General features: G+C 55.2%; 24 protein-coding genes. 12 read left to right on the plus strand and 12 right to left on the minus strand.

The window, feature by feature from the left end; translation table 11 throughout:
* Positions 1-181 precede the first annotated feature (181 nt).
* From FOV68_RS06795 to FOV68_RS06805, 3 genes are all read left to right on the plus strand, one after another.
* The gene (locus tag FOV68_RS06795) at positions 182-1,279 is read left to right on the plus strand and encodes an ABC transporter substrate-binding protein (protein WP_143990531.1); all 1,098 of its coding nucleotides are present in this window, start codon (positions 182-184) and stop codon (positions 1,277-1,279) included.
* 278 nt (positions 1,280-1,557) lie between these two features.
* Positions 1,558-2,022 carry an RcnB family protein gene (locus tag FOV68_RS06800; RefSeq protein ID WP_143990532.1) on the plus strand — a complete coding sequence of 155 codons (465 nt, stop codon included), beginning with the start codon at positions 1,558-1,560 and terminating at the stop codon, positions 2,020-2,022.
* Positions 2,023-2,124: 102 nt separating this feature from the next.
* Positions 2,125-2,961, plus strand: a complete 837-nt coding sequence (locus FOV68_RS06805; RefSeq protein WP_143990533.1) for a Cof-type HAD-IIB family hydrolase — start codon at positions 2,125-2,127, stop codon at positions 2,959-2,961.
* A gap of 165 nt (positions 2,962-3,126) precedes the next feature.
* Here FOV68_RS06805 and FOV68_RS06810 read toward each other — a convergent pair whose 3' ends face one another.
* The gene (locus tag FOV68_RS06810) at positions 3,127-4,275 is read right to left on the minus strand and encodes an iron-containing alcohol dehydrogenase (protein ID WP_143990534.1); all 1,149 of its coding nucleotides are present in this window, start codon (positions 4,273-4,275) and stop codon (positions 3,127-3,129) included.
* Positions 4,276-4,566: 291 nt separating this feature from the next.
* On the opposite strand from FOV68_RS06810, the gene gntT reads away from it, so the two are divergent.
* Positions 4,567-5,883 (plus strand): gluconate transporter, encoded by a 1,317-nt coding sequence (gntT, locus tag FOV68_RS06815; protein WP_010258995.1) that lies wholly within the window; start codon positions 4,567-4,569, stop codon positions 5,881-5,883.
* Positions 5,884-6,082: 199 nt separating this feature from the next.
* Here the strand turns inward: gntT and FOV68_RS06820 are convergent, their stop codons facing one another.
* On the minus strand, positions 6,083-6,328 hold the full coding sequence (locus FOV68_RS06820) for a hypothetical protein (RefSeq protein WP_010258994.1): 246 nt from the start codon (positions 6,326-6,328) through the stop codon (positions 6,083-6,085).
* 1,297 nt (positions 6,329-7,625) lie between these two features.
* Here FOV68_RS06820 and cspE point away from each other — a divergent pair.
* Positions 7,626-7,835 (plus strand): transcription antiterminator/RNA stability regulator CspE, encoded by a 210-nt coding sequence (gene cspE / locus FOV68_RS06830; protein WP_006118399.1) that lies wholly within the window; start codon positions 7,626-7,628, stop codon positions 7,833-7,835.
* 226 nt (positions 7,836-8,061) lie between these two features.
* Positions 8,062-8,493 carry a GNAT family N-acetyltransferase gene (locus FOV68_RS06835; RefSeq protein WP_143990535.1) on the plus strand — a complete coding sequence of 144 codons (432 nt, stop codon included), beginning with the start codon at positions 8,062-8,064 and terminating at the stop codon, positions 8,491-8,493.
* On the opposite strand, the gene FOV68_RS06840 is transcribed toward FOV68_RS06835, so the two are convergent.
* Complete coding sequence (locus FOV68_RS06840) at positions 8,471-9,826, minus strand: PLP-dependent aminotransferase family protein (RefSeq protein ID WP_115387805.1); 1,356 nt, start codon at positions 9,824-9,826, stop codon at positions 8,471-8,473. The two genes, FOV68_RS06835 and FOV68_RS06840, sit on opposite strands and share 23 nt — an antisense overlap.
* 120 nt (positions 9,827-9,946) lie before the next feature.
* Here FOV68_RS06840 and FOV68_RS06845 point away from each other — a divergent pair, with 120 nt between their 5' ends.
* From FOV68_RS06845 to tatE, 6 genes are all read left to right on the plus strand, one after another.
* The gene (locus FOV68_RS06845; protein WP_143990536.1) at positions 9,947-10,915 is read left to right on the plus strand and encodes a nitrate ABC transporter substrate-binding protein; all 969 of its coding nucleotides are present in this window, start codon (positions 9,947-9,949) and stop codon (positions 10,913-10,915) included.
* Positions 10,915-11,703, plus strand: coding sequence for a deaminated glutathione amidase (locus tag FOV68_RS06850; RefSeq protein ID WP_143990716.1), 789 nt, complete (start codon positions 10,915-10,917; stop codon positions 11,701-11,703). The genes FOV68_RS06845 and FOV68_RS06850 overlap by 1 nt, the downstream gene beginning before the upstream one ends.
* Before the next feature lie 22 nt (positions 11,704-11,725).
* The gene (locus tag FOV68_RS06855) at positions 11,726-12,613 is read left to right on the plus strand and encodes an ABC transporter substrate-binding protein (RefSeq protein ID WP_064704640.1); all 888 of its coding nucleotides are present in this window, start codon (positions 11,726-11,728) and stop codon (positions 12,611-12,613) included.
* On the plus strand, positions 12,610-13,554 hold the full coding sequence (locus FOV68_RS06860) for an amino acid ABC transporter permease (RefSeq protein ID WP_143789274.1): 945 nt from the start codon (positions 12,610-12,612) through the stop codon (positions 13,552-13,554). Before FOV68_RS06855 ends, FOV68_RS06860 begins: the two co-directional genes overlap by 4 nt.
* Positions 13,551-14,321 carry an amino acid ABC transporter ATP-binding protein gene (locus FOV68_RS06865; RefSeq protein WP_064704642.1) on the plus strand — a complete coding sequence of 257 codons (771 nt, stop codon included), beginning with the start codon at positions 13,551-13,553 and terminating at the stop codon, positions 14,319-14,321. The genes FOV68_RS06860 and FOV68_RS06865 overlap by 4 nt, the downstream gene beginning before the upstream one ends.
* A gap of 92 nt (positions 14,322-14,413) precedes the next feature.
* A complete protein-coding gene (gene tatE, locus FOV68_RS06870; protein WP_143990537.1) occupies positions 14,414-14,617 on the plus strand; it encodes a twin-arginine translocase subunit TatE in 204 nt (67 codons plus the stop codon).
* Between the two features lie 113 nt (positions 14,618-14,730).
* Here tatE and lipA read toward each other — a convergent pair whose 3' ends face one another.
* From lipA to rsfS, 9 genes are all read right to left on the minus strand, one after another.
* Positions 14,731-15,696, minus strand: a complete 966-nt coding sequence (gene lipA / locus FOV68_RS06875) for a lipoyl synthase (RefSeq protein ID WP_010258979.1) — start codon at positions 15,694-15,696, stop codon at positions 14,731-14,733.
* A gap of 169 nt (positions 15,697-15,865) precedes the next feature.
* Positions 15,866-16,525 (minus strand): lipoyl(octanoyl) transferase LipB, encoded by a 660-nt coding sequence (lipB, locus tag FOV68_RS06880; RefSeq protein ID WP_029519432.1) that lies wholly within the window; start codon positions 16,523-16,525, stop codon positions 15,866-15,868.
* A gap of 80 nt (positions 16,526-16,605) precedes the next feature.
* Entirely contained in the window at positions 16,606-16,869 is a 264-nt protein-coding gene (gene ybeD, locus FOV68_RS06885) for a DUF493 family protein YbeD (RefSeq protein ID WP_003854030.1), read from the minus strand.
* A 100-nt stretch (positions 16,870-16,969) separates the two neighbouring features.
* Positions 16,970-18,181 carry a D-alanyl-D-alanine carboxypeptidase DacA gene (dacA, locus tag FOV68_RS06890; protein WP_010258977.1) on the minus strand — a complete coding sequence of 404 codons (1,212 nt, stop codon included), beginning with the start codon at positions 18,179-18,181 and terminating at the stop codon, positions 16,970-16,972.
* Positions 18,182-18,318: 137 nt separating this feature from the next.
* Positions 18,319-19,416: an endolytic peptidoglycan transglycosylase RlpA gene (gene rlpA, locus FOV68_RS06895; RefSeq protein ID WP_069025939.1), complete on the minus strand. Its 1,098-nt coding sequence runs from the start codon at positions 19,414-19,416 to the stop codon at positions 18,319-18,321.
* A gap of 10 nt (positions 19,417-19,426) precedes the next feature.
* Positions 19,427-20,539, minus strand: coding sequence for a peptidoglycan glycosyltransferase MrdB (gene mrdB, locus FOV68_RS06900; RefSeq protein ID WP_031592234.1), 1,113 nt, complete (start codon positions 20,537-20,539; stop codon positions 19,427-19,429).
* An 8-nt stretch (positions 20,540-20,547) separates the two neighbouring features.
* Positions 20,548-22,452: a peptidoglycan DD-transpeptidase MrdA gene (gene mrdA / locus FOV68_RS06905; RefSeq protein ID WP_031592233.1), complete on the minus strand. Its 1,905-nt coding sequence runs from the start codon at positions 22,450-22,452 to the stop codon at positions 20,548-20,550.
* Between the two features lie 34 nt (positions 22,453-22,486).
* On the minus strand, positions 22,487-22,957 hold the full coding sequence (rlmH, locus tag FOV68_RS06910; RefSeq protein ID WP_064704644.1) for a 23S rRNA (pseudouridine(1915)-N(3))-methyltransferase RlmH: 471 nt from the start codon (positions 22,955-22,957) through the stop codon (positions 22,487-22,489).
* A gap of 3 nt (positions 22,958-22,960) precedes the next feature.
* Entirely contained in the window at positions 22,961-23,278 is a 318-nt protein-coding gene (gene rsfS, locus FOV68_RS06915; protein ID WP_010258968.1) for a ribosome silencing factor, read from the minus strand.
* Positions 23,279-23,304 lie beyond the last annotated feature (26 nt).

Genomic DNA, 23,304 nt, shown 5'->3' on the forward strand with positions numbered 1-23,304 from the left:
TACGCCATTCTCTCCATGCACCTCCACGCATTCAGCAATATCGCCCCGTGATTTAAGCCCGCAGTCATGTCGTTAACGCCTTCTCTCAGACGCATCTGGTTAGCAATAGTTACATTTGGTACTTATCAGCATGGTAGAGTTAACGCGAATAATTATTATTCCCTAAAAGGACAGGAGAAAAATGAAAATCGGGATAATTGCTGCCACCACACTTTTACTGTCAACCGCCTGTGCGGCTACCACCTATCCGGTCACGGTGACCGATATGGATGGTCAGAAAATTACGCTGCAAAAAGAGCCGCAGCATGTGATTTTACAGGATGGGCGTGACGTGATGGCGCTGGCATTACTGGATCGCCAGAACCCGTTTCAGCGTGTCGTTGCCTGGAACAACCTGCCGAAAAAGCAGGATATCCAGACCTGGGAGCTGCTGAAGCAGCGCTGGCCGCAGGCGGCATCAATTGTTGATATGGGCTTTAATGATCAGGGGCAGGTCAATCTGGAGAGCGTGCTGGCGAAGCAGCCCGATCTGATGATTGCGCAGCTGCGTGCCAAACCGGCCCTGACGCAGTCAGGCGTGCTCGCCACCCTGAAAAATCTCCATATCCCGGTGCTTTTCCTCGATGATGAACTCCATCCGAAAGAGAACACCCTGAAGAGCGTGAAAGTGCTGGGCACCGTTCTGAATCGCGAAGCCGAGGCGAAAGCCTACGCCGATTTTTACCAGCAGCGCTGGCAGATGCTTCAGCAGAAGATTGCGCAGGTGCAGCACAAGCCAACCGTGTTTATTGAACCGATTGCCGGTAACAGCGACAACTGCTGCTTTACCCACGGTCATAACGGCTGGGGCGCGCTGGTGGAAGCGGTCGGTGGCAAGAATATCGGTTCTGCACTGCTGCCCGGCAGCTCTGGATTTGTGTCGCTGGAGAAGATTATCGCCATGAAGCCGGACGTCTATATCATGACCGGCTCCAAACGCCCGAACAGTAACGTGCTGCCGTTTGGTTACGGTGCCAGTCAGACCGACGTAACCGCCACCTTTAACCGCCTGCAGAGCCGCACTGGTCTGGAGCAGATCGAACCGGTGAAACAGAAACGGGTGTATGGCGTTTATCACCATTTTTATAATCACCCTTACAACATTATCGGCATGGAAATTCTGGCAAAAGATCTCTATCCGGAAGTGTTCCGCGATCTGGACCCGACGGCTGATTACCACCACATCGTGACGCACTTTACCGGGTTACCGGATGCGCCAGTGATCCTCAGTACGCCATAACCGCAAAACTGTCAGGGTGCGTTTCAGCATCCTGACTTTTCACCGGACATCATGCGTCAACCAGAGCATGATTTTCAGTCAGCGCAAGCTGCCCGCTGAATATCTGGATTGCGTCAGCAACGTTGTCATCGCATGTCCTGTGTTAAGAAATCGCTAAGCAAGCGTAATAGTGTGTAAGTTACCGGATTTTAAGACTTTTACAGATGTCTCCCGCCACGATTATTGCCATGATGCCGATCAACGGTGCCTGAACAGCCGTTATTTTCGGAGGCAGTATCATGAAAAAAACAACATTAATGCTTATCGCTTCACTTTTGACATGCAGCACACTCTTTTCTCAGGCTTCACGGGCAGACGATCGTGATGACGCGCACCGCATGCCTGTGCCGCATCAGAACGGTGACCATCGTGCTGACAGTCGCGGTTCTGACCAGAATCAGGAGCGCGGCAACAACCGTCATGACAGCGTCAATCATCGCCCGGATCAGGACAATAATGGTCGGGGCAGAGAGGCACGTAATGACCGCGACCATTTCGCCTGGCAGGGGCACGACTTCCGTCGCGGGCATCCTGTCCCGCAGGCGTACCGCGGCGACCATTACCGCGTAGCCGACTGGCATGAACGCGGTCTGCGTGAACCGCCGCGCGGTTATCACTGGGCAAACATCGACGGCAACTATGTGCTGATTGCTGCCGCAACCGGGGTAATTACCGCGCTGGTGCTGAACAGCGCGCTGAACTGATCCCCAGGGGATGGCTGCGGCCATCCCTCTTTCTTTCCGTTTTGCTGCGCCAGCGGCTATCCTGACACTCCACGCTGAAAATTCCCTGTGTAAGGAGTCATGATGACGACGGTTAAGATGGTTGCAGTAGATATGGATGGCACCTTTCTGGACGATAACAAGCAGTACAATCGATCCCGCTTTCTCGCCTGCTATCAGCAACTCACCGCCCGTGACATCAAATTTGTGGTGGCCAGCGGCAATCAGTATTACCAGCTCAAATCCTTCTTCCCGGAGATCGCCAGCGATATCGCCTTTGTAGCCGAAAACGGCGCATGGATTATCGATCGTGATGAGGAACTGTTTTGCGGTGCCTTTGAACGCCGCGATGTTGACGCGGTGATCGACACCCTGCAAAACGGCGACTATCCGGGTCTGCGTTACCTGTTGTGTGGCCGGGAGAGCGCCTGGTACTTCGACGGCATGGAAGAGAACTGGCTGAAGAAGATGCGCCACTACTGTCACCGGCTGAAGCCGATTCATCATCTGGATGAGGTGCAGGATGACCGGCTGTTTAAGTTCGCGCTGAATCTCTCTGATGACTATATCGAGCCACTGATGGCGGATATTGAACGTCTGCATCAGGGGCGTGTGGCAGCGACCTCAAGCGGTCATGGCTCGGTGGATTTGATCGTGCCGGGAAATCATAAAGCGCACGGTCTGGATCTGCTGGCACAACGCTGGGGGATCGCGCATGACCAGGTGCTGGCCTTTGGTGATGGCGGTAACGATCTGGAGATGCTCAGGCAGTCTGGCTTCAGTTTTGCCATGGACAACGCGCCACAGCGGGTGAAACAGGCGGCACGCTTCGCCGCGCCCTCTAACAACGAGCAGGGCGTGCTGCAGGTGATTGAGCAGATGCTGGCAGGTGAGGGGCCTTTTAGCGCCACGCAGACTTAGCCGTCTGGCGCTGCGATTAAGCCAGACCGGTTAGCGCTGTGATTCAGCCAGCCGCCTGGCTCAGAGAGCGGGCACAACAGGTTAGCGCTGAGGAGCAGCAAAGCCGGGCCAGGCTGGCAGGCCCGGTTGTGCCTGGTCAGTGAAGGCGGACAGCGCGGCTCCTGATCACGTCGTGATTTGCCAGGCCTGCGCGATCATCATCTGCATCTGCTCGCGGCTGTAATTCACCAGCGAATTTTTGCTGTTGGCACGCGCCAGAATCCACTCCACCTCGGCGCGGCTCAGTGAAGGGCCATCCTGCCAGAATGGGGTGATCGCCTGCTGCTGCAGCCACTGTTTCAGAAACTGCGCCGGTGAGTCCGTGGTTTCGCTGAAGAGCTGCGGGTGCAGTTCCGCCATCAGCTTACGCTGCAGTGGCTGTTCGCTGTCGGACAACAGATCCAGGAACGGAAACAGCAGACGTCCGCACACTTCACCGTGATGGAACGGCTTTATCGCGCCCAGTTCCCCCGCAATACCGTGGATCACCCCCAGACCCGCACTGCTGAGACTGACACCCCCCAGCCACGACGCCATCATCATCGCTTCCCGTGCCGCGTCGCCAGCAGCATCCTCGCGATTAAGTGCAGGCCATGCCTGAACAAACTGACGCAGGCCGGTCAGCGCCATCTGGCGGGTAAAGAGGTTGCCTTTGCCGGAGAGATACGCTTCGAACAGGTGGGTAAACGCATCAATACCGCAGGTCGCCAGCACCCGGTCAGGCGCACCTTTCAGCAGATCGGCATCGAGAATTGCCACTTCCGGCACAAAGACCGGGTGGCGCAGTGACGCTTTTATCTGAATGTCACGCTGGTCAGTCACTACCGCATTTTGCGTCACTTCACTGCCGGTACCGGCGGTGGTCGGGATAGCGATCAGCGGCAACGTGATGGGCTGAACCGCGGTGTCACCCACTTTTTCCAGATAGCGGGCGGTTGGCAACGGGTGTTGTACCATCGCGCTAAATGCTTTCGCCGCATCCAGTACGCTCCCGCCGCCAATCGCTACGACCCGATCGACATGACCGCGCCAGCGCGCAACCCAGCCATCAATCTCGGCGGGTGAGGCTTCATGGCTGACAATTTCATAGCCGATAATGTGATCGTTGAGTCCGGCTTTTAAACGGGCATAGGCCGCGCCCTGCAGAAAAGATTGTCCACAAAACAGCAGGGTAGGCTGTGGCCGGACGGCCAGCAGCGGCACCAGTTTATCCAGGCTGCCCCGGCCAAAGAGGGTTCGTTGATTACTGTACAGCTCACTCAGGTTCTCACTCACCAGCGCATCCTTTTTACATTTCGCTAAAATCTGAGTGTAACGAAAAGCAGGACGCCGGGACCGGCAAACTTTCTGATAACGCATTGGCAAAAAGTTGATCACCTTCGCAAAACAGAAATTCACCCCCGGCGGGGTGGTGCTTTCCTGCTGATGTTACCCTTAACATGTTATCGGTAACAGCGTTTGTCGGGATGTGTAAACATCTTACAGCGCACTGTTTTGTAGCCCTCATGGGATCATGATAATAAACCGACACTGAATGATGTTCAGTGCACAAGGTGGAGAAAAGCTATGCCATTACTCTATGTGGCGATTGGCGTCGCGTTACTGCTGCTGCTGATGATTCGCTTTAAGCTTAATGGATTTATCGCGCTGATCCTGGTGGCGCTGGCGGTCGGTGTGATGCAGGGCATGCCGGTTAATAAAGTGATTACCTCAATCAAGGCGGGCGTGGGCGGCACGCTGGGCAGTCTGGCGCTGATCATGGGCTTTGGTGCCATGCTCGGTAAATTGCTGGCCGACTGCGGCGGTGCGCAGCGTATTGCCACCACCCTGATTGAAAAATTCGGTACTAAGCATATTCAGTGGGCGCTGGTGCTGACCGGTTTTATCGTCGGATTTGCGCTGTTCTATGAAGTCGGCTTTGTACTGATGCTGCCGCTGGTGTTCAGCGTGGCGGCATCGGCACGTGTGCCGCTGCTCTATGTCGGGGTGCCGATGGCGGCTGCCCTGTCAGTGACGCACGGCTTTCTTCCGCCGCATCCTGGCCCGACCGCAATCGCGACGCTGTTTAACGCTGACATGGGTAAAACGCTGCTGTTTGGTACGCTGCTGGGTATTCCTACGGTGATTCTGGCGGGTCCGGTCTATGCCCGCTTCCTGAAAGGCATCGACAAACCGATTCCTGAGGGACTCTATAACCCGAAAACCTTTACCGAGGCGGAAATGCCTGGGTTTGGCGTCAGCGTCTGGACGGCACTGGTACCTGTGGTGCTGATGGCGCTGCGTGCGGTAGCGGAGATGTTGCTGCCTAAAGGCCATGTGCTGCTGCCCTATGCGGAGTTCTTTGGCGACCCGGTGATGGCGACACTGATTGCGGTGCTGATTGCAATCTTCACCTTCGGACTGAATCGCGGCCGCACGATGGAACAGGTCATGGATACCCTGACCGACTCGATCAAAATCATTGCCATGATGTTGTTGATCATCGGTGGTGGCGGTGCCTTTAAACAGGTGCTGGTGGACAGCGGCGTGGATAAATATATTGCCAGCATGATGCATTCTACTCAGCTGTCGCCAATCTTTATGGCCTGGTCGATTGCCGCGGTGCTGCGTATTGCTCTGGGGTCTGCCACGGTAGCGGCCATTACCGCCGGGGGAATTGTGGCACCGCTGATTGTCACCAGCGGCGCCAGCCCGGAACTGATGGTCATCGCCGTAGGGTCCGGCAGCGTGATCTTCTCGCACGTTAACGACCCGGGCTTCTGGCTGTTCAAAGAGTATTTCAACCTGACGATTGGCGAAACCATCCGCTCCTGGTCGGCGCTGGAAACCATTATTTCGGTCTGTGGTCTGGTGGGTTGCCTGCTGCTCTCCTGGGCGATTTAACCTCTGGCCGCTGGCAAGCCAGCCAGCGGCTCTCTGCTTTCGCGTCTCTCCCGCTGCTTTTTTGGACTTTGAACATCCCGTCGTGCTTGCTGCCCTTGTTGCCGGTTAAGCCGGAAAGGCGGGATGTGCGGGACATACAGCATAAAAAAAGGCCGCAAAATGCGGCCTGACAGAGAAGATTCAGTCTGAATCTGCCACGTTAATGAGGCGGTTCAAAACCGGCTTTCACCATCTGTTCCCGCAGCGCGTGTGCAATGTCACGGTTGCCACCGGTAACCGGGTAGATAACGTTATTCACCACATCATCAAGGTAGTGCTCGTCAAACTCCTGCAGAGAGAGCTGCGTGCCGCCTTCATCGTTGATGGCGAAAGTCCCTTTGATGTGGTTACCGCTGTTTTTTGCCTTGAGGCTGTAGCGGCCCATGCTGGTATTAATCGTGCTCATAAGATCTCCTCGCGACTCATTTTCAATCTCATCACTATTGAGGCCTGCCTTGCCGCATAAATTTTAGCCAGGAGTGTTCTGTAAAACGAAGAAAGAGAGCCGTTAAAAAGCGGTGTTGCGATCGTTATCTCAGAATTTAAATAAAGCTCAGGGTTGATGAACTTATGACCAGTTGAGCCGTAAGTGAAGCGGCAGGGCGCTTTTTCCTGTCTATACTGCTTACAGGAAAAGTGTTTAATTGGTGAGGGGAAAGGAAATGAAAATTATTCTGTGGATTATCGCGATCATTTTTATCGTGGGCTTACTGACCCTGACAGGGGTGTTCAAACTGATTTTCTGATATCTGTTAACGCTTCAGCAACAGCGGGCACCTAATCAGGTGCCCGAAATGTTTTCTTGCTGGTCAACAGAGTGTGTGTAATGGGATCCATCGGCGTATTGGGCAGCAGATCCTGTGAGCCCAGAGGTTTCTTACAGTATGCGCAGCAGGCACCATGAAAATTTCGCTGATCCTCGCGGTAATCAGTAAAAACGAATCGGGCGCTTCCACATTGACCGCAACGTATCTTCATCACCATCCTGTGTCTCACCCTCCTTTTACTCAACATTTACAGATGCCCGTGCCGGACCGGTTAAGCGGACCTTATCTATTACGAGGCAATATTATTTCAGACTGCGATAAGAAAAGTAGTTTCTTATGCTTGTGATTGTTTGTTGCCAAATGCGAACTTAACTACTAAAAAGCACTTCATTGATCATGATCAGTGTTTCTTTACTGTTGGCTAAATTATCCGCGAATAGCCTGCTATGACTGATGATAATGGCATTGCCAGCTCATTTTTTTTGGAGAAGGAGCGAGATCTGCGCCAGTGAATTAAAGATTTTCCGTACAAAAAATAGCCGCTGCCAGGGCGATGGCCTGAAAAAGCAGAAAAACATGTTTAAGGTGATGGGACTTACCGTCCGGATGATTGAAAAAAAATGTTCTTTTAGCGGCGTAAACGTCATTAAGAACAGGAATATATCTTAATCAGATTTTTCTTTTTAACGTCAGTAACGTAACCGCTTAAAATTAAAAAGGGTTTCGTTTCCAGCAGGTTAGCGACCGATACCCGATCTGCGGCTGATACGCGTTGAGCGATGTTTCGCAAGTCGAAAAGCAGGAAAGTGTGATGGATGTACAGAATGTCGATATTTATCACTTTTTCATCAAATCATGCTGGACAAATCCCTCAGCAATTGCTGTACTAGACCCCGACACAGTTTAGTGTCCATTTTTCATGTAAAGGTAATATAGATGTCTAAGATCAAAGGTAACGTTAAGTGGTTTAATGAATCTAAAGGATTCGGTTTCATTACTCCTGAAGATGGCAGCAAAGATGTATTCGTACATTTCTCTGCAATCCAGAGCAACGGCTTCAAAACTCTGGCTGAAGGTCAGCGCGTAGAGTTTGAAATCACCGACGGCGCTAAAGGCCCATCTGCTGCTAACGTTATCAGTCTGTAAGTTAACAGTCAGAATTCTAAAAACCCGCCTTATGGCGGGTTTTTTTATGGCTGTAATCTGCGCTTCATCCCCTCTGTCGTACCCTCACTATCGGCGGCTTGCCGCACAAACTGCGCGGCGGTTCACACTAAATAACCGTAACATATTTATAACAACCTGAGATGCAGCTTTTTGGCTTGCGACGCTATATAACTGTGCGACAGAACCCGGTGAGTGAGGAGGCAGGATGAACATACGTCAGGCAGAATTGAAAGACAGTTTTGCGTTGAGTGCATTACTGAGCGAGTTAGGCTACGGCGGCACTGAGAGCTTTATTGAACAGCGCCTGGCGCAGTTATGCAGCGATCCCAGTGAAGCGCTGTTGGTGGCTGAACATGGCAGTCAGGTGCTGGGTTTTCTTTCCCTGCACTTTATTCCTCAGCTGGCGCTGGCCGGTGATTTCGCCCGCATCAGCTATTTCTGCATTGCAGAAGGTGAGCGCAGTAAAGGCGTCGGCCAGCAGCTGATTCAGCATGCCAAAACGCTGGCGACTCGTCGTGGCTGCGATCGTATGGAAGTCCATTGCCATCAGTCACGTCTCAAGGCGAATCAGTTCTACGCCCGTGAAGGCTATGTTGAATCCCCCTGTTATCTCATCAAAGATCTGCAAGCGAGTTAAATTCCCGTCCGCTGGCGATGACCAGCGCCCCGGCAATCATCTCCCGCTGTTCATCCCTGAGGCTGGCGATACTGACGCGAATAAATTGGGTAGGGCCAAGCCGACAGCGCTCGCCTGGCACGACCGCAATACCGCGGGCAGCCAGCGTAATCATGGCAAACTGCTCTGAAGTCACCGGAATATAGAGGCTTAATCCGTCGCGAAGCGGCAGATCAAGCCCACGCTGTGCCAGCGCCGCGAGCAATGCTTCACGCCGTTGCCGGTAGGTCGCGCGTGCGGTGGCAATCTGCTGTTGCGTATCTTCATCCTCCAGCAGCCACGCTACCGCATCCTGCAGAATGCGGCTGGTCCAGCTGACGCCAAAATTTCGCCATGACTGAATGCGCCTGACCATCTCCGAGGTGGCAGAGAGCACTGCCAGCCGCAGATCAGGTCCATAGGCTTTGGAAAACGAACGGACGTGCAGCGTGCGTTCAGGAAAGATTGAACCCAGGCTCCAGCTCGCCTCCGCAGAGAGATCGCCAATACCATCATCCTCAACGATCAGTGTGTTGCTCTGTTGCAGAACCTGCGCCATTGCCTGACGTCGCGCCGGGCTGATGCTGTTCCCGGTGGCTGAGTGGGTGCGGGGCTGATAGATCAACATTACCGGTGCCTGCTCCAGCAGAAGAGACAGAACCTCAGGCAGCGGCCCTTGATCATCACACGCCAGCGGCAGAATCTCTGCGCCGACGTTATCCAGTATATCGAGCAGCCGGGTCGCGGTCGGATCTTCAATAATCACGCGGTCACCCGGCGAGACCAGGGTTTGCACCAGCAGATTCATTGCGTCAAAACCGCCATCTGTCGCCAGAAACGCCTCTGCTGCATAGGGCCAGCGCGGCGCGATCGCCCTATGCAGCGGCGCGGAAATCGCCTCACGGGTGTAGCTGTTGAGCTGCGGTGAGTGCAGGGCCGCCTGCAGCGCACGTTGCAGGTCAGGCAGCAGGGCGGGGTCGGGTGCGGCGAGGGTCAGATCGGCGCGGATGTTATCGCCGTAGTTGCCAATCTTCTCAAAGCGAATCGGACGCGGCATTACCGTATTACTACTGACCCAGACACCACTGCGCCCCTTGCCCGCCAGCACTTTCTGCTTTCTGAGTTGCGCCCAGGCAGCAGAAACGGTTGCCGGGCTGACACCCAGCTGCTCCGCTATCTCCCGCACCGCAGGCATCTGCATGCCTGTCGCGATCTGTCCGTCACGAATCAGCGCGGAGGCTGCCTGGGCAATGCCTTTCACCGAAGGCGATTTTATCTGGCTGCAAAACCAGTTGAGGTCGACGCTCTCTGTCATAAGAAAATACTTTGTTCAGTAACAAATTAATGATTGTTCAGGTAAGTATTCCGGATCTAGTATCAAATTCAAGCACTATTTTATGCCCCGTCCCGACGGTGCAGCGTAAACGGAGAGATCATGGCAAGGCTACTCATCAGACTGGCGGTACGCGACTGGGACTACTTCACCCCGCTGGCGCTGGGCGATATCAGACCAGAAGGTTTTGAACTGCAGATCGACCGCGTCGGCACGCTGGTGAATGATCTAGCGACCAGCCCCGACTATGACGCGGGCGAAGTCTCTTTCAGCCGCTATGCTCAGGGCCGTGCCAGAGGAGACGAAACACTGCTTGGCCTGCCGCACTTCCTGATGCGCGGCTTCCGCCAGCGCTGCATTATCACCACCAGCAACAGCTCCATCACCACGCCTGCGCAGCTGAAAGATAAGAGAATCGGCGTCACCGGCTGGCAGGATTCGGGCAATACCTGGACACGCACGGTGCTGCGCGAAGCGGGCGTCGAAATCGATGATGTGTTCTGGTATGCCGGTCGTCTTACGGCCGATCATCCGATTGTCGATCGGCTGGCGGGATTTGGCCGTCCGGGCCGCATTGAACCGGCGCCCGACGAGCGACCGCTGATAGAGATGCTGCAGGCGGGTGAGCTGGATGCCATCTTCACGCCATTTATGCCGGAGGGCTTTTTCCTGCCTGGTTCGGGATTACGGCAGTTGCAGACCGATTTTTATCAGGCGGAACGGGACTACTTTAATCGTGTCGGCTATGTGCCGGGCATCCACATTCTGGCGTTGAAACCGGCACTGGCGGCGGAGCATCCGTGGCTGCCAGCGGCGTTAAGTGAGGTCATCGATCGCTCTTACCGGCTGTGGATGCAGAAAAGAGAGAAATATGCCGACACCACGCCGTGGCTGCTGGACGATTTGCGACGCACTGCGCAGGAATTGCCCGCTGAGTGGAATCAGAATGGTTTTAGCGTTAACAGAAAGATGATTGCGGACTTTGGCCGTGAGCTCTATGAGCAAGGGCTGACTCACCAGGTACTGACGCCGGAAGCAATGTTTCCGGCCGCTGCGGGAGAAGAGAAATGATGAAAGTGGCACTGGGACAATTTGCGGTGAACCGCGAATGGCAGGAGAACGCCAGTATCTGTCTGGACTTAATGCAGCGGGCGGCAGAAGGTGGCGCCGATCTGCTGGTACTGCCGGAAGGGGTGCTGGCACGTGATATAGCCGACCCCGATTTAGTGCTGAAGGCGGCGCAACCGCTGGATGGCCCTTTTCTGAGCCAGCTGCTGGCCGCCAGCAAGCACACTGCGCTGACCACCATGATGAGCATTCACGTTCCCACCGGCGAGCAAAAAGCGCTCAATGTGCTGGTAGCGATCCGCAACGGTGAGATCATCGCCGCCTATGAAAAGCTGCATCTGTACGATGCCTTTGCGATGCAGGAGTCGCAGCGGGTCAATCCCGGCCACGTCATTCCGCCGCTGATTGAGGTCGCGGGTATGAAAGTCGGATTAATGACCTGCTATGACGTGCGCTTCCCGGAGCTGGCGCGTCGGCTGGTGCTGGATGGTGCAGAGGTGCTGGTGCTGCCTGCCGCCTGGGTTAAAGGTCCGCTGAAAGAGATGCACTGGGAACTGCTGACCCGCGCCCGTGCGCTGGAGAACACTTGCTATATGGTGGCGGTGGGGGAGTGTGGCCCGCGCAATATCGGCAACAGTCTGGTGGTCGATCCGATGGGCGTAGCGGTGGCGAATGCGGCGGAATCGCCGGCGCTGCTGTTTGCCGATCTCGATCCTGAGCGCGTCGCCTATGCCCGCCGGGTGCTGCCGGTGCTGGAAAACCGGCGCTTTGCCCGTCCCGAACTCAACTGATCCGCTGAACCAGGAATCCATTATGACGAAGAGAGCAACCGCCTTAATCGTGGCGCTGGGGCTGACTGCAGCGCTGGCGCAGGCTGCCGACGCTATTCCGGTGCAAAAAGTTGACCAGGCCCTGCATGACAGGCTGCCGGATGAGATCAAAAAATCGGGCAAAATGATTTCAGTGAATAACGGCTCATTTCCGCCCTATGAAATTGTGAATGGCCCGCACTCAATGGAGGGCGCGTCGGCCGAATTAACGACTGCGCTGGCGCAACTGCTGGGTGTGAAGATCGAGCATGCAACGGTGAGTGGTTTATCGGGCGTACTCACCGGCATCAATGCGGGTCGTTATCAGCTGGCGATTGGGCCGATTGGTGATTATCCGGACCGTCAGCAGAAAGTGGATTTCATCGATTTTGTACAGGAGTTTGTGGTGTTTGGCGTACAAAAGGGCAATCCGGCCAGAATCAATCAGCTGGACGACACCTGCGGCAAGCGCATCGCCGTCATGGCCGCAGGCTCTGCGGAACAGGTTATCCGTAAGCAGTCAGCCCGGTGTGTGGCGGACGGGAAACCGGCCGTGACAGTGCAGGCCTTTACCGATCAGCCTTCTTCAATTCTGGCGGTACGTTCTAAACGCTCCGATGCGTTCTTCTCATCACAGGCGCCGCTGACTTACTTTGTTAATCAGGCGAAGGGGCAACTTGAGCTGGCGGGCAAAGGCCAGAAAAACGGCTTTGGCGATATTTTCCAGGGCACGGTGGTGCCGAAAGGCTCGCCGCTGGGTCAGGTGGTGCTGGATGCCTACAAAGAGCTGTATCAGAACGGGACGTATGCGGCCATCATGAAAAAGTGGCAGCTTGAGGGCAACATGACCACCGCACCCGGACTGAATCTGGCGAAAGAGGCCAGCAAATGAGCCCGCCGCGCCATCTGCACAGCGGTGACAGAGGCGAGGCACAGCTGCGCGACGTGGCGTTCGCTCGCAGCGCGCCCACTTACGGACGCTGGATCAGCTGGATTGTCGTGCTGGTGATCGGCACCAATCTGTTGTGGCTGGTGGCGACCAACCCTAACTTTGAATGGCAGGTGGTGCTCAGGTGGTTTACTGAAGGATCCGTGCTCAAAGGGTTGCAGGTCACCCTGGGGCTGACAGTGGTGTCGATGGTGCTCGGCACGCTGCTCGGTCTGCTGCTTGGCGTCTGGCGGCTCTCTGAGAACCGGTTGCTGCGCGGCGTTGCCGGACTCTATATCTGGTTCTTTCGTGGCACGCCGCTGCTGGTACAGCTGATCTTCTGGTACAACCTTTCTACACTTTTTCCGGCGCTGTCGCTGACGCTGCCGTGGACCGATATCACGCTGGCCAGCTGGAATACCAACGATCTGATTACGCCGCTGACAGCCGCTATTGCCGGGCTGGCGCTGAATGAAGCGGCCTATATGGCGGAAATTATTCGCGCCGGTCTGCTGTCGGTGGATAACGGTCAGGTAGAGACCACGCAGGCCTTTGGTATGAGTCGTTCACGGGCGCTGCGACGCATTATTATTCCGCAGGCGATGCGATCGATTATTCCGCCTACCGGCAACCAGCTGATCAGTATGATCAAGGCGACGTCGCTGGTCAGCGTGATCGCAATGGGCGATCTGCTCTATTCGGTGCAGGCGATCTACAACCGCACCTTCGAGATCATCCCGATGCTGATGGTGGCGGTGATCTGGTATCTGCTGATCACCTCGATCCTCAATCTGGGCCAGTCCGCCATCGAGCGTTACTACGCGCGTGGCACTCGCCGGGTGGCCAGCGCCCCCAGACGCGCCGCCGTCGCGGCTAACGCGCAACCCCAGCAGGAGGAACAATGAGTCAGCATGAACCCTTGGTCTGCGCCCGCAATGTGCAGAAGAATTACGGCGACAATCAGGTTTTGAAAGGGATCGATCTGGATGTCTGGCCTGGTGAGGTAGTGGTGATCCTCGGGCCATCCGGTTCCGGTAAATCCACGTTTCTGCGCTGCATCAATCACCTTGAAGAGATGAACGCCGGATCGATTCGGGTCGGTGATGAGCAGATCGGTTACGTACTTAAAGGGCATGTGCTGCACCGGTTGTCGCCACGCCAGATCGCCCGTCAGCGCCAGAAAATTGGTATGGTGTTTCAGCAGTTCAATCTCTACCCCCATATGACTGTGCTGCAGAACATCATTGAAGCGCCCATCGGCGTGCATAAATTCCCGCGTCAGGAGGCGATGGCTCATGCCCGATCGCTGCTGGCGACGGTGGGGTTAAGCGATAAAGCGGACGCCTGGCCACGTCACCTGTCGGGCGGACAGCAACAGCGTGTGGCGATTGCGCGGGCGCTGGCGATTAAACCGCAGCTGATGCTGTTTGATGAGCCGACCTCCGCGCTCGATCCGGAACTGGTGGGCGAAGTGCTGGCGACCATGCGTACCCTGGCCGACCAGGGATTAACGATGATCGTGGTGACTCATGAGATTAGCTTTGCGCGGGAAGCCGCCGATCGCGTGGTCTTTATGGATGGAGGTGTGGTGGTGGAGCAGGGCACGCCTGAAGAGGTGATCGCGAATCCACAGCATCCGCGCACCCAGGCGTTCCTGAGCCGTTTCATCTGAGATCTTACTCTGTTACAGATTCCAGTTGTCGCCACAGGCAAACTGCGCGTAAATATCAGTCACCGTGATTCGATAAAGTTGAAAGGTTAAATATGGAAGGTATCAGTATTGCCAAGCTGCTGATTATCGGTGCGCTTATCGTACTGCTTTTTGGTACCAACAAGTTGCGCTCACTGGGTGGCGATCTGGGCTCCGCAATCAAGGGCTTTAAAAAAGCCATGAAAGATGAAGATACCAGTGCAACCCGAACTGCGGCTGAAGACGTGCCGGCAGAACGCGTCATTCATAAAGATTAATCGGTTATTTGCTGCAAATAACTGTTACTTTTTATTTCAGGCACAGATAAAAAAACCAGACTGTCTCCAGTCTGGTTTTTTGTTTTTTCCGGCGTCCGACCGCAGAGGCGTGATTATTTCACTTCTTCGCCTTTGGCCTGCATATCCGCGTGATAGGAAGAGCGGACAAACGGACCGCACGCGGCATGGGTAAAGCCCATCGCCATCGCTTCTTCTTTCATCTCATCGAACTCAGCCGGGCTGACGTAACGCTGAACCGGCAGGTGGTGGCGGCTCGGCTGCAGATACTGGCCCAGCGTCAGCATGGTGACACCATGGCGACGCAGATCGCGCATCACTTCAACGATTTCGGCATTGGTTTCGCCCAGGCCCACCATCAGACCCGATTTTGTCGGGATGTGAGGATGCGCCTCTTTGAAACGTTCAAGCAGCTTAAGTGACCACTCATAGTTCGCGCCCGGACGCACCTGGCGGTAGACGCGCGGTACGTTTTCCAGATTGTGGTTAAACACATCCGGTGGCGTCGCGGTGAGAATCTCCAGCGCGCGATCCATACGGCCACGGAAGTCCGGCACCAGCGTTTCGATTTTGATCGTCGGATTTTTTTCGCGAATCGCGCTGATGCAGTCGGCAAAGTGCTGTGCGCCACCATCACGCAAATCATCGCGGTCAACCGAGGTGATCACCACGTAGCGCAGGCCCATATCGGCAATCGTCTGCGCCAGTTTAGCGGGTTCGTTAGCGTCAGGGGCATTGGGGCGTCCATGTGCCACATCGCAGAACGGACAACGACGGGTACAGATTGCGCCAAGGATCATAAAGGTGGCGGTGCCGTGGTTGAAGCATTCGGCGAGGTTAGGGCAGGATGCCTCTTCACAGACTGAGTGCAGCCCGTTTTTGCGCATCGCGGCTTTAATGCCCTGAATACGACTGGAGTCAGCTGGCAGCTTGATTTTCATCCATTCCGGCTTACGCAACATCTCCTGCCGTTCAACAGCCACGGTTTTCACCGGGATCAGCGCCATTTTGTCTGCGTCACGATATTTGACGCCGCGTTCCATCTGAATTGGTTTACTCATAAATCAGCAGGTTCCGGTCGGATTGCGATTTGAAAGCGTTCCCACTCAAACCGGGAAGGCTGCTTTCAACTTTATTTGAAAAAAGTGCAAAAATTATATCATCACATCGCCTGCGAAGCAGCCACAGTCAGCGCGGATAAGTTACATATTTGTAAATTCGCATTCTGCGTTAAGGTTTAACAGGGAGATCCCCTGAAATCCATTCAACATTTTCATAACCTGACAGCCGCGCAAACGCGCTGACCAGCGGAGAGTGTACCTGCTCCGTCGTCACCTCTGGCTGGAAATTTTTCAACTGGGTCATGCTCATGCCGGCGTAACCACAGGGATTGATGCGCAGGAAGGGCGACAAATCCATGGCAACATTCAGCGCCAGACCGTGAAACGAGCAGCCTTTACGGATGCGTAATCCCAGTGAGCAGATTTTCTCTTCCCCGACGTAGACGCCGGGTGCATCAGCGCGGGCGCGGGCGCTGACGCCAAATTCTGCCAGGGTGGCGATAACCGTCTCTTCAAGAATGGTCACCAGCTGGCGTACGCCGAGCTTACGGCGTTTCACATCGATCAGGACGTACATCACCTGCTGTCCCGGCCCGTGATAGGTGACCTGACCCCCACGGTCACTCTGCACCACCGGGATCTCGCCTGGCATCAGCAGATGCTCTGCTTTGCCCGCCTGACCCTGAGTAAAGACCGGAGGATGTTCAACCAGCCAGATTTCATCACGACTCTGGTCGTTGCGCTGGTCGGTATAGTGATGCATGGCGTCGGAGACAGATTGCCAGTCGCGCAGACCTGACTGGCGGACAAGAAGAGTTTCAACTGACAAAACGATAGCCCGCTAAAGGAAATAACGCTGAGGATAACGTCGGCAAACCGTCAGGCAGAGGCGCCTTGCCGACCCGTAAATTACAGTACCATCCGCACAATTTCGATGTTGCCCAGCTCTTCGTACAGGCGTTCTACCTGCTCGATGTGGGTGGCGGTGATAGTGATGTTTACGGAGTGATAGTTGCCTTTGCTGCTCGGCTTAACTTCTGGGCTGTAGTCGCCTGGCGCATGGCGTTGCACCACTTCAACCACTTGATCAACCAGCTCCGGTTGTGCCAGACCCATTACCTTGTAGGTAAACGGGGTAGGAAATTCGAGCAGCTCATTCAGTTTGGTTTTCATATTAACTCCGGTGCATAAAAAACAGGCTCCCGCCTGAGCGGGAGCAACATAATATCGTGTAATGGGGGCGAAGGGGTGATTTTTCAATCACCCGTCACGCTTAACCGAACCAGTGATGGAACATCAGCTTGATGTAATCAACGATACGGCCAAAGAAACCTCCTTCAGAGATCTCGTTCAGCACTACCAGCGGACGCTGTTCGATAGTCTTGCCATCCAGCTGGAAGTTGATGCTGCCGACTACCTGATTTTTCTTCAGTGGTGCATGCAGTTCTGTGTTGGTCAGCACATAGCTGGCTTTCAGATCTTTCATACGGCCACGTGGGATGGTCAGGTAAGCATCTTTTTCCACGCCCAGCTGCACACGGTCGTTATCGCCGAACCAGACTGGCTCAGAGGCGAACTCTTTGCCCGCTTTCAGTGGTGCAACGGTTTCAAAGAAACGGAAACCCCAGGTGAGCAGTTTCTTACTCTCAGTTTCACGGCCTTTGTAGGTATGACCGCCCATGACAGCAGAAATCAGGCGCATCTGGCCTTCAGTCGCAGACGCCACCAGGTTGTAACCGGCAGAGTTGGTGTGACCGGTTTTGATGCCGTCCACATTCAGGTTGGTATCCCACAGCAGACCGTTACGGTTCATCTGACGGATATTATTGAAGGTAAACTCTTTCTCTTTATAGACAGCATACTCTTCCGGCACGTCACGGATCAGCGCCTGACCGATCAATGCCATATCGCGCGCGGAGCTGTACTGACCTTCCGCGTCCAGACCATGAACAGTCTGGAAGTGGGTATTCTGCAGACCAATCGCTTTAACATAGTTGTTCATCAGGTTAACGAACGCATCCTGGCTGCCAGCGACATAGTCAGCCATCGCAACACAGGCGTCGTTACCGGACTGCAGCACAATCCCACGGGTCAGCTGAGAAACCGGCACGCGGTCGCCTGGCTTAAGGAACATCAGCGAGGAACCTTTGAACACCGGGTTGCCGGTCGCCCAGGCATCCGGGCCGACGGTGACCATATCGTCCTGATGAATTTTACCCGCTTTAACGGCCTGACCAATGACATAGCTGGTCATCATCTTGGTCAGACTGGCAGGATCGCGACGTGCATCGGCATTTTTCTCTGCCAGCACTTTGCCTGAGTTGTAGTCGATAAGGACGTACGCTTCGGCATCAATGTCCGGTACGCCCGGAATCATGGTCTTGAGATTGACGTCATCAGCAATAGCAGCATGGCTGAGAGAGAAAGCGATCAGTGATCCCACTGTCAGGCGTTTCAGCAAACGAGATGATTTCAGCGTGTTCATGTGTAGGACTACAACATCCGTGAGTTTGAGGTTGAAAATGTCACTCATCATACCCAATGCCAGATTAACTGACACCGGGCGTGATGATTGGGTTGTTAGCAGACATAACGTGCAGCTGTCTGTGTCTGACAAACGGTTCAGCGACGCGTGTTAGTAATAAATGAGGCGGCCTGGCCTTCACTGCTCAGGCGCTGTTGCAGCGCAGCCGCTTCGGCGCGGGAGGTGTAGCCGCCGAGCTGAACGCGATACACATTGTTGCCCGCGTCTTCTACCTTACCGGGCACGCCATAACGCTGGCTCAGGCTTTTCATCATCTGCTGGGCACGCGCCGGGTCATTCAGCGCACCGACCTGCACCACATATCCATCGGCACCACCACTGCTGGCTGCAGGTGCGGCGCTGGCTGCTGCGGGAGCAGCATTGCTGACTGCCGGTGCGGAACTGGCGGGTGCTGCGGCTGGCGGTTCGTTACCTTCCAGTACGCCGGTCGCTAATGGCTGGGGTGCACCAAGAAAGCCGCTGCTCTGCACTGGCGCACCCATGTTGTCACCGCTTTGCAGCGTGCTGTTGCTGATGGCCTCAACATTTTGCGCAGGCGGCTCTGAGGGTGCTGAGCTGCCGCCGTTCATCACCGCGCCGCCACTCAGGTCCGGCCGGGCTGGCAGAGAGTAACTCTGTTTTGCCACGACGGTCCCGATGGTGCCGGGGCCAGAGAGCGTGCCGTCTGGGGCGACCTTGATGTAATCAACCCGCACGCGCGAATTATTGGAGATATTCAGGCGGTCACCGGCAGCCCGCGACAGGTCGATAATGCGTCCTGGCGTGTAAGGGCCGCGATCGTTAACGCGCACCACAATCTGACGGCCATTCGCGATATTGGTCACGCGCACATAGCTCGGCAGCGGCAGAGTAGGGTGGGCCGCGGTCAGCGCATCAGGATCGTAGGCTTCGCCGGTGGCGGTGCGGTTGCCCTGTGCCTCTTCGCCGTACCAGGTGGCGAGGCCGACTTCACTGTAGTTCGACGGATCTTTGATGACGCGATAATTTTTGCCGTTCACGCTGTAATCCTGGCTGGTGCCCGGATTGATCGGCTCATAACGTGGCTCAACGCCTGGAATCTCAACCACCGGTCCATTGTAAGCCGGTTGCGGCGGCGCCGTATTTTGGGGTTCCGGCGTGGTACAGGCCGCCAGAACCAGTGATGCCAGTGCAACGCCAAGCCATTCCTTACGCATCTGCAGCCTCTTAGACACTTTTAGATAACATTTTTCGGTGAGTGTGGATCGACATCACAATGCCAAATCCCGCCATAAGCACGATAAGCGCGGAGCCGCCATAACTGACCAGCGGCAGCGGCACGCCAACTACCGGTAAGATACCACTAACCATGCCAATGTTAACGAAAACATAAACGAATAAAATCAGCATTAAACCGCCCGCCATTACCCGGCCAAAGGTGGTCTGCGCCCGGGCTGCCACCACCAATCCCCGCATGATTAGCAGCAGATAAAGGGTCAGCAGCAGCAGCACGCCAACCAGGCCTAACTCTTCGGCCAGAACCGCAAAGATAAAGTCGGTATGACGTTCCGGCAAAAACTCCAGCTGAGACTGGGTGCCCTGCAGCCAGCCTTTACCGCGCAGGCCTCCCGAGCCAATAGCAATTTTCGACTGGATAATGTGATAGCCCGCACCCAGCGGGTCCGTTTCCGGGTCGAGCAGCATCATCACGCGGTCACGCTGATAATCGTGCATCAGGAAAAACCACAAAATCGGGATAAAGGCGGCGACCAGCAACACGGCTACGCCAATCAGTTTCCAGCTCATACCCGAGAGGAACAGCACAAACAAGCCGGAGGCAGCAATCAGAATCGAGGTGCCGAGATCGGGCTGTGCCGCCACCAGCAGGGTGGGCAGGAAGATCAGAATCAGCGCAATGCCGGTATTTTTCAGCGTTGGCGGACAGACATCGCGGTTGATAAAGCGCGCCACCATCAAAGGCACCGCTATCTTGGCAATCTCAGAGGGCTGAAAACGCACAAAGCCGAGATCGAGCCAGCGTTGAGCGCCTTTACTGATCTGCCCGAAGGCATCCACCGCCACCAGCAGAATGACGCAGACAATATAGAGATAGGGTGCCCAGCCTTCATAGACGCGCGGCGGTACCTGCGCCAGCACAATCATGATGACCAGCCCCATCGCGATCTGACCGAGTTTACGCTCCATCATGCCGGGATCCTGACCACTGGCGCTCCAGATCACCACAGCGCTATAGGTCAGCAGGCCGAGAATGATCAGCATAAACAGCGGATCGATGTGGATGCGCATCCAGATCGAACGTTTCTGCGGACTATCTTGCATCGACATGTTTATTCACCTTCATAACCGGGCGGCACAGGAGCGGCGTCCGGCAGGACAGTATTGTTATCACCCAACATAATGTGATCCAGAATCTGGCGCATGACGGTGCCGACAGCCGGACCGGCGCCACCGTTTTCCAGGATAATGGTCACGGCGACCCGAGGTTTGTCATAAGGGGCAAACGCGGTCATTAATTTATGGTCGCGTAATCGTTCAGCAATTTTATGGGCGTTATAGGTTTCATTCTCTTTCAGGCCAAAGACCTGGGCCGTACCGGACTTGGCGGCGATTTTATAGGGCGCATCGGCGAAGCTCTTGTGCGCGGTGCCGTTGGGCCGGTTCGCCACGCCATACATGCCATCTTTGGCAATTTCCCAGTAGCCGGAATGGATATCACCAATCGGGGCTTCAGGCGGCTGGCGATACGGCACCAGAGTACGGCCTTCGCGGGTGGCGCGCAGCATATGCGGCACTTTGACGACGCCGTCGTTGATCAGAATCATCATCGCTTTGTTCATCTGCAACGGCGTGGCGGTCCAGTAACCCTGTCCGATCCCCACCGGAATGGTATCGCCCTGATACCACGGCTTTTTAAAGCGTCTCTGTTTCCAGTCGCGGGTCGGCATGTTACCGGCGCTCTCCTGCGGTAAATCGATGCCGGTACGGCTGCCGTAACCAAATTTATTCATCCACTCCGACAGACGGTCGATGCCCATGTCATAGGCAACCTGATAGAAGAAGGTATCGGCAGACTCTTCCAGCGCTTTGGTAACGTTCAGACGTCCGTGGCCCCATTTTTTCCAGTCGCGGAAGCGTTTTTCTGAACCGGGAAGCTGCCACCAGCCGGGATCAAACAGGCTGGTATTACGATTAATTACGCCAGCACTCAGGGCAGAGACCGCCACATAAGGTTTAACCGTCGAAGCTGGTGGATAGGCGGCCTGAATCGCACGGTTATAGAGCGGGCGGTTTTCATCTTCCAGCAGGCCGCGGTAATCCTTACTGGAAATACCGTCGACAAACAGGTTGGCGTCATAGCTGGGCGTTGAGACCATAGCGAGAATTTCGCCGGTGCGCGGGTCGCTGACCACGACGGCCGCGCGACTGCCCGCCAGCAGGGTCTCGACATATTGCTGCAGTTTGAGATCGATAGTCAGATAGATATCACGGCCTGCCTGAGGAGACTCCTCATGCAGCTGGCGAATGACCCGGCCACGGTTGTTGACCTCAACCTCTTCAAAGCCGGTTTTGCCGTGCAGCAAATCTTCGTAATAGGCTTCAATGCCCAGCTTGCCGATGTCGTGCGTCGCGGCGTAGTTAGGCCATATGCCCTCTTTGTCGAGGCGTGCAACGTCACGATCGTTGATTTTTGAGACGTAGCCGACCACATGCGTCAGTGTGGCACCGTAAGGGTAGTAGCGTCGCTGGTAACCTTTAACTTCCACGCCGGGGAAGCGGTACTGATTGACCGCAAAGCGCGCCACCTGCACGTCATTCAGACCGGTTTTAACCGGGATAGAGGTGAACCGACGCGAGCGTTTACGCTCTTTCTGGAAGTTTTCGAGGTCTTCGTCAGTCAGCTCAAGAATGGGGCGTAAGTTTTCCAGGGTCTGTTGCAGATTATCAACTTTTTCCGGGACCAGTTCTGCCTGATAGATGGTGCGGTTCAGGGCCAGCGGCGTGCCGGTACGATCGTAAATTATGCCGCGGCTGGGGGCCACAGGCACCAGTTTGATACGGTTCTGGTTGGAGCGGGTGCTGTAATCATCAAAGCGAAGGATCTGCAGGTGGTAAAGGTTAACCACCAGTACTGAAGAGAGCAGTAAGATACCGACGAAGGCGATAAAGGCCCGACGGACAAAGAGTTTCTGTTCGGCGCTGTAATCGCGAAAGGCGTTGCTTTGTAATTTCATCCGCTACTTGTCATGTCTGATGTGGGCTGATCGGTCATTCACGATGATAAGGATGATTTGTCGTTATGCTCCAGGCCCGATACAGACTTTCGGCTACCAGCACGCGCACCAGCGGATGGGGCAACGTCAATGCTGACAGTGACCAGCTCTGCTCTGCCGCCGCTTTGCAGGCGGGGGCCAGGCCTTCAGGCCCGCCAATCAGCAGGCTGACATCGCGACCATCCAGCTTCCAGCGTTCAAGCTGCTGCGCCAGCTGCGGGGTTTCCCACGGATGACCAGGAATATCCAGCGTGACGATGCGATTGCCTTTGCCGACCGCCGCTAACATCGCGTCACCCTCTTTTTCAAGGATGCGTTTGATATCAGCATTTTTACCGCGTTTACCTGCGGTTACTTCGGTCAGCTCAAGCGGCATATCTTTCGGGAAGCGGCGCAGATATTCCATAAAACCGGTCTGCACCCAGTCAGGCATTTTCGTGCCGACGGCAACAAGTTGCAGTTTCACCGATTAGCCCCAGAGTTTTTCCAGCTCATACAGCTGGCGACTCTCTTCCTGCATCACATGCACGATGACATCACCCAGATCGACCACGACCCAGTCTGCCGCGCTTTTACCTTCAATGCCCAGTGGCATCAGGCCTGCTAAACGCGACTCCTGCTCTACGTGTTCTGCGATCGAAGTCACATGACGCGTGGAGGTGCCGGTGCAGATGATCATGAAATCGGTGATGCTGGATTTGCCCTGAACGTCGATGGTAACAATGTCCTGGCCTTTGAGATCATCAATCTTATCAATAACGAACTCTTGGAGTGCTTTACCTTGCAAAAGGTTCCCCTTGGAATCTGGTGGTA

The organism is Pantoea sp. paga, from assembly GCF_007558755.1.
GTDB classification, from domain to species: Bacteria; Pseudomonadota; Gammaproteobacteria; order Enterobacterales; family Enterobacteriaceae; genus Pantoea; species Pantoea agglomerans.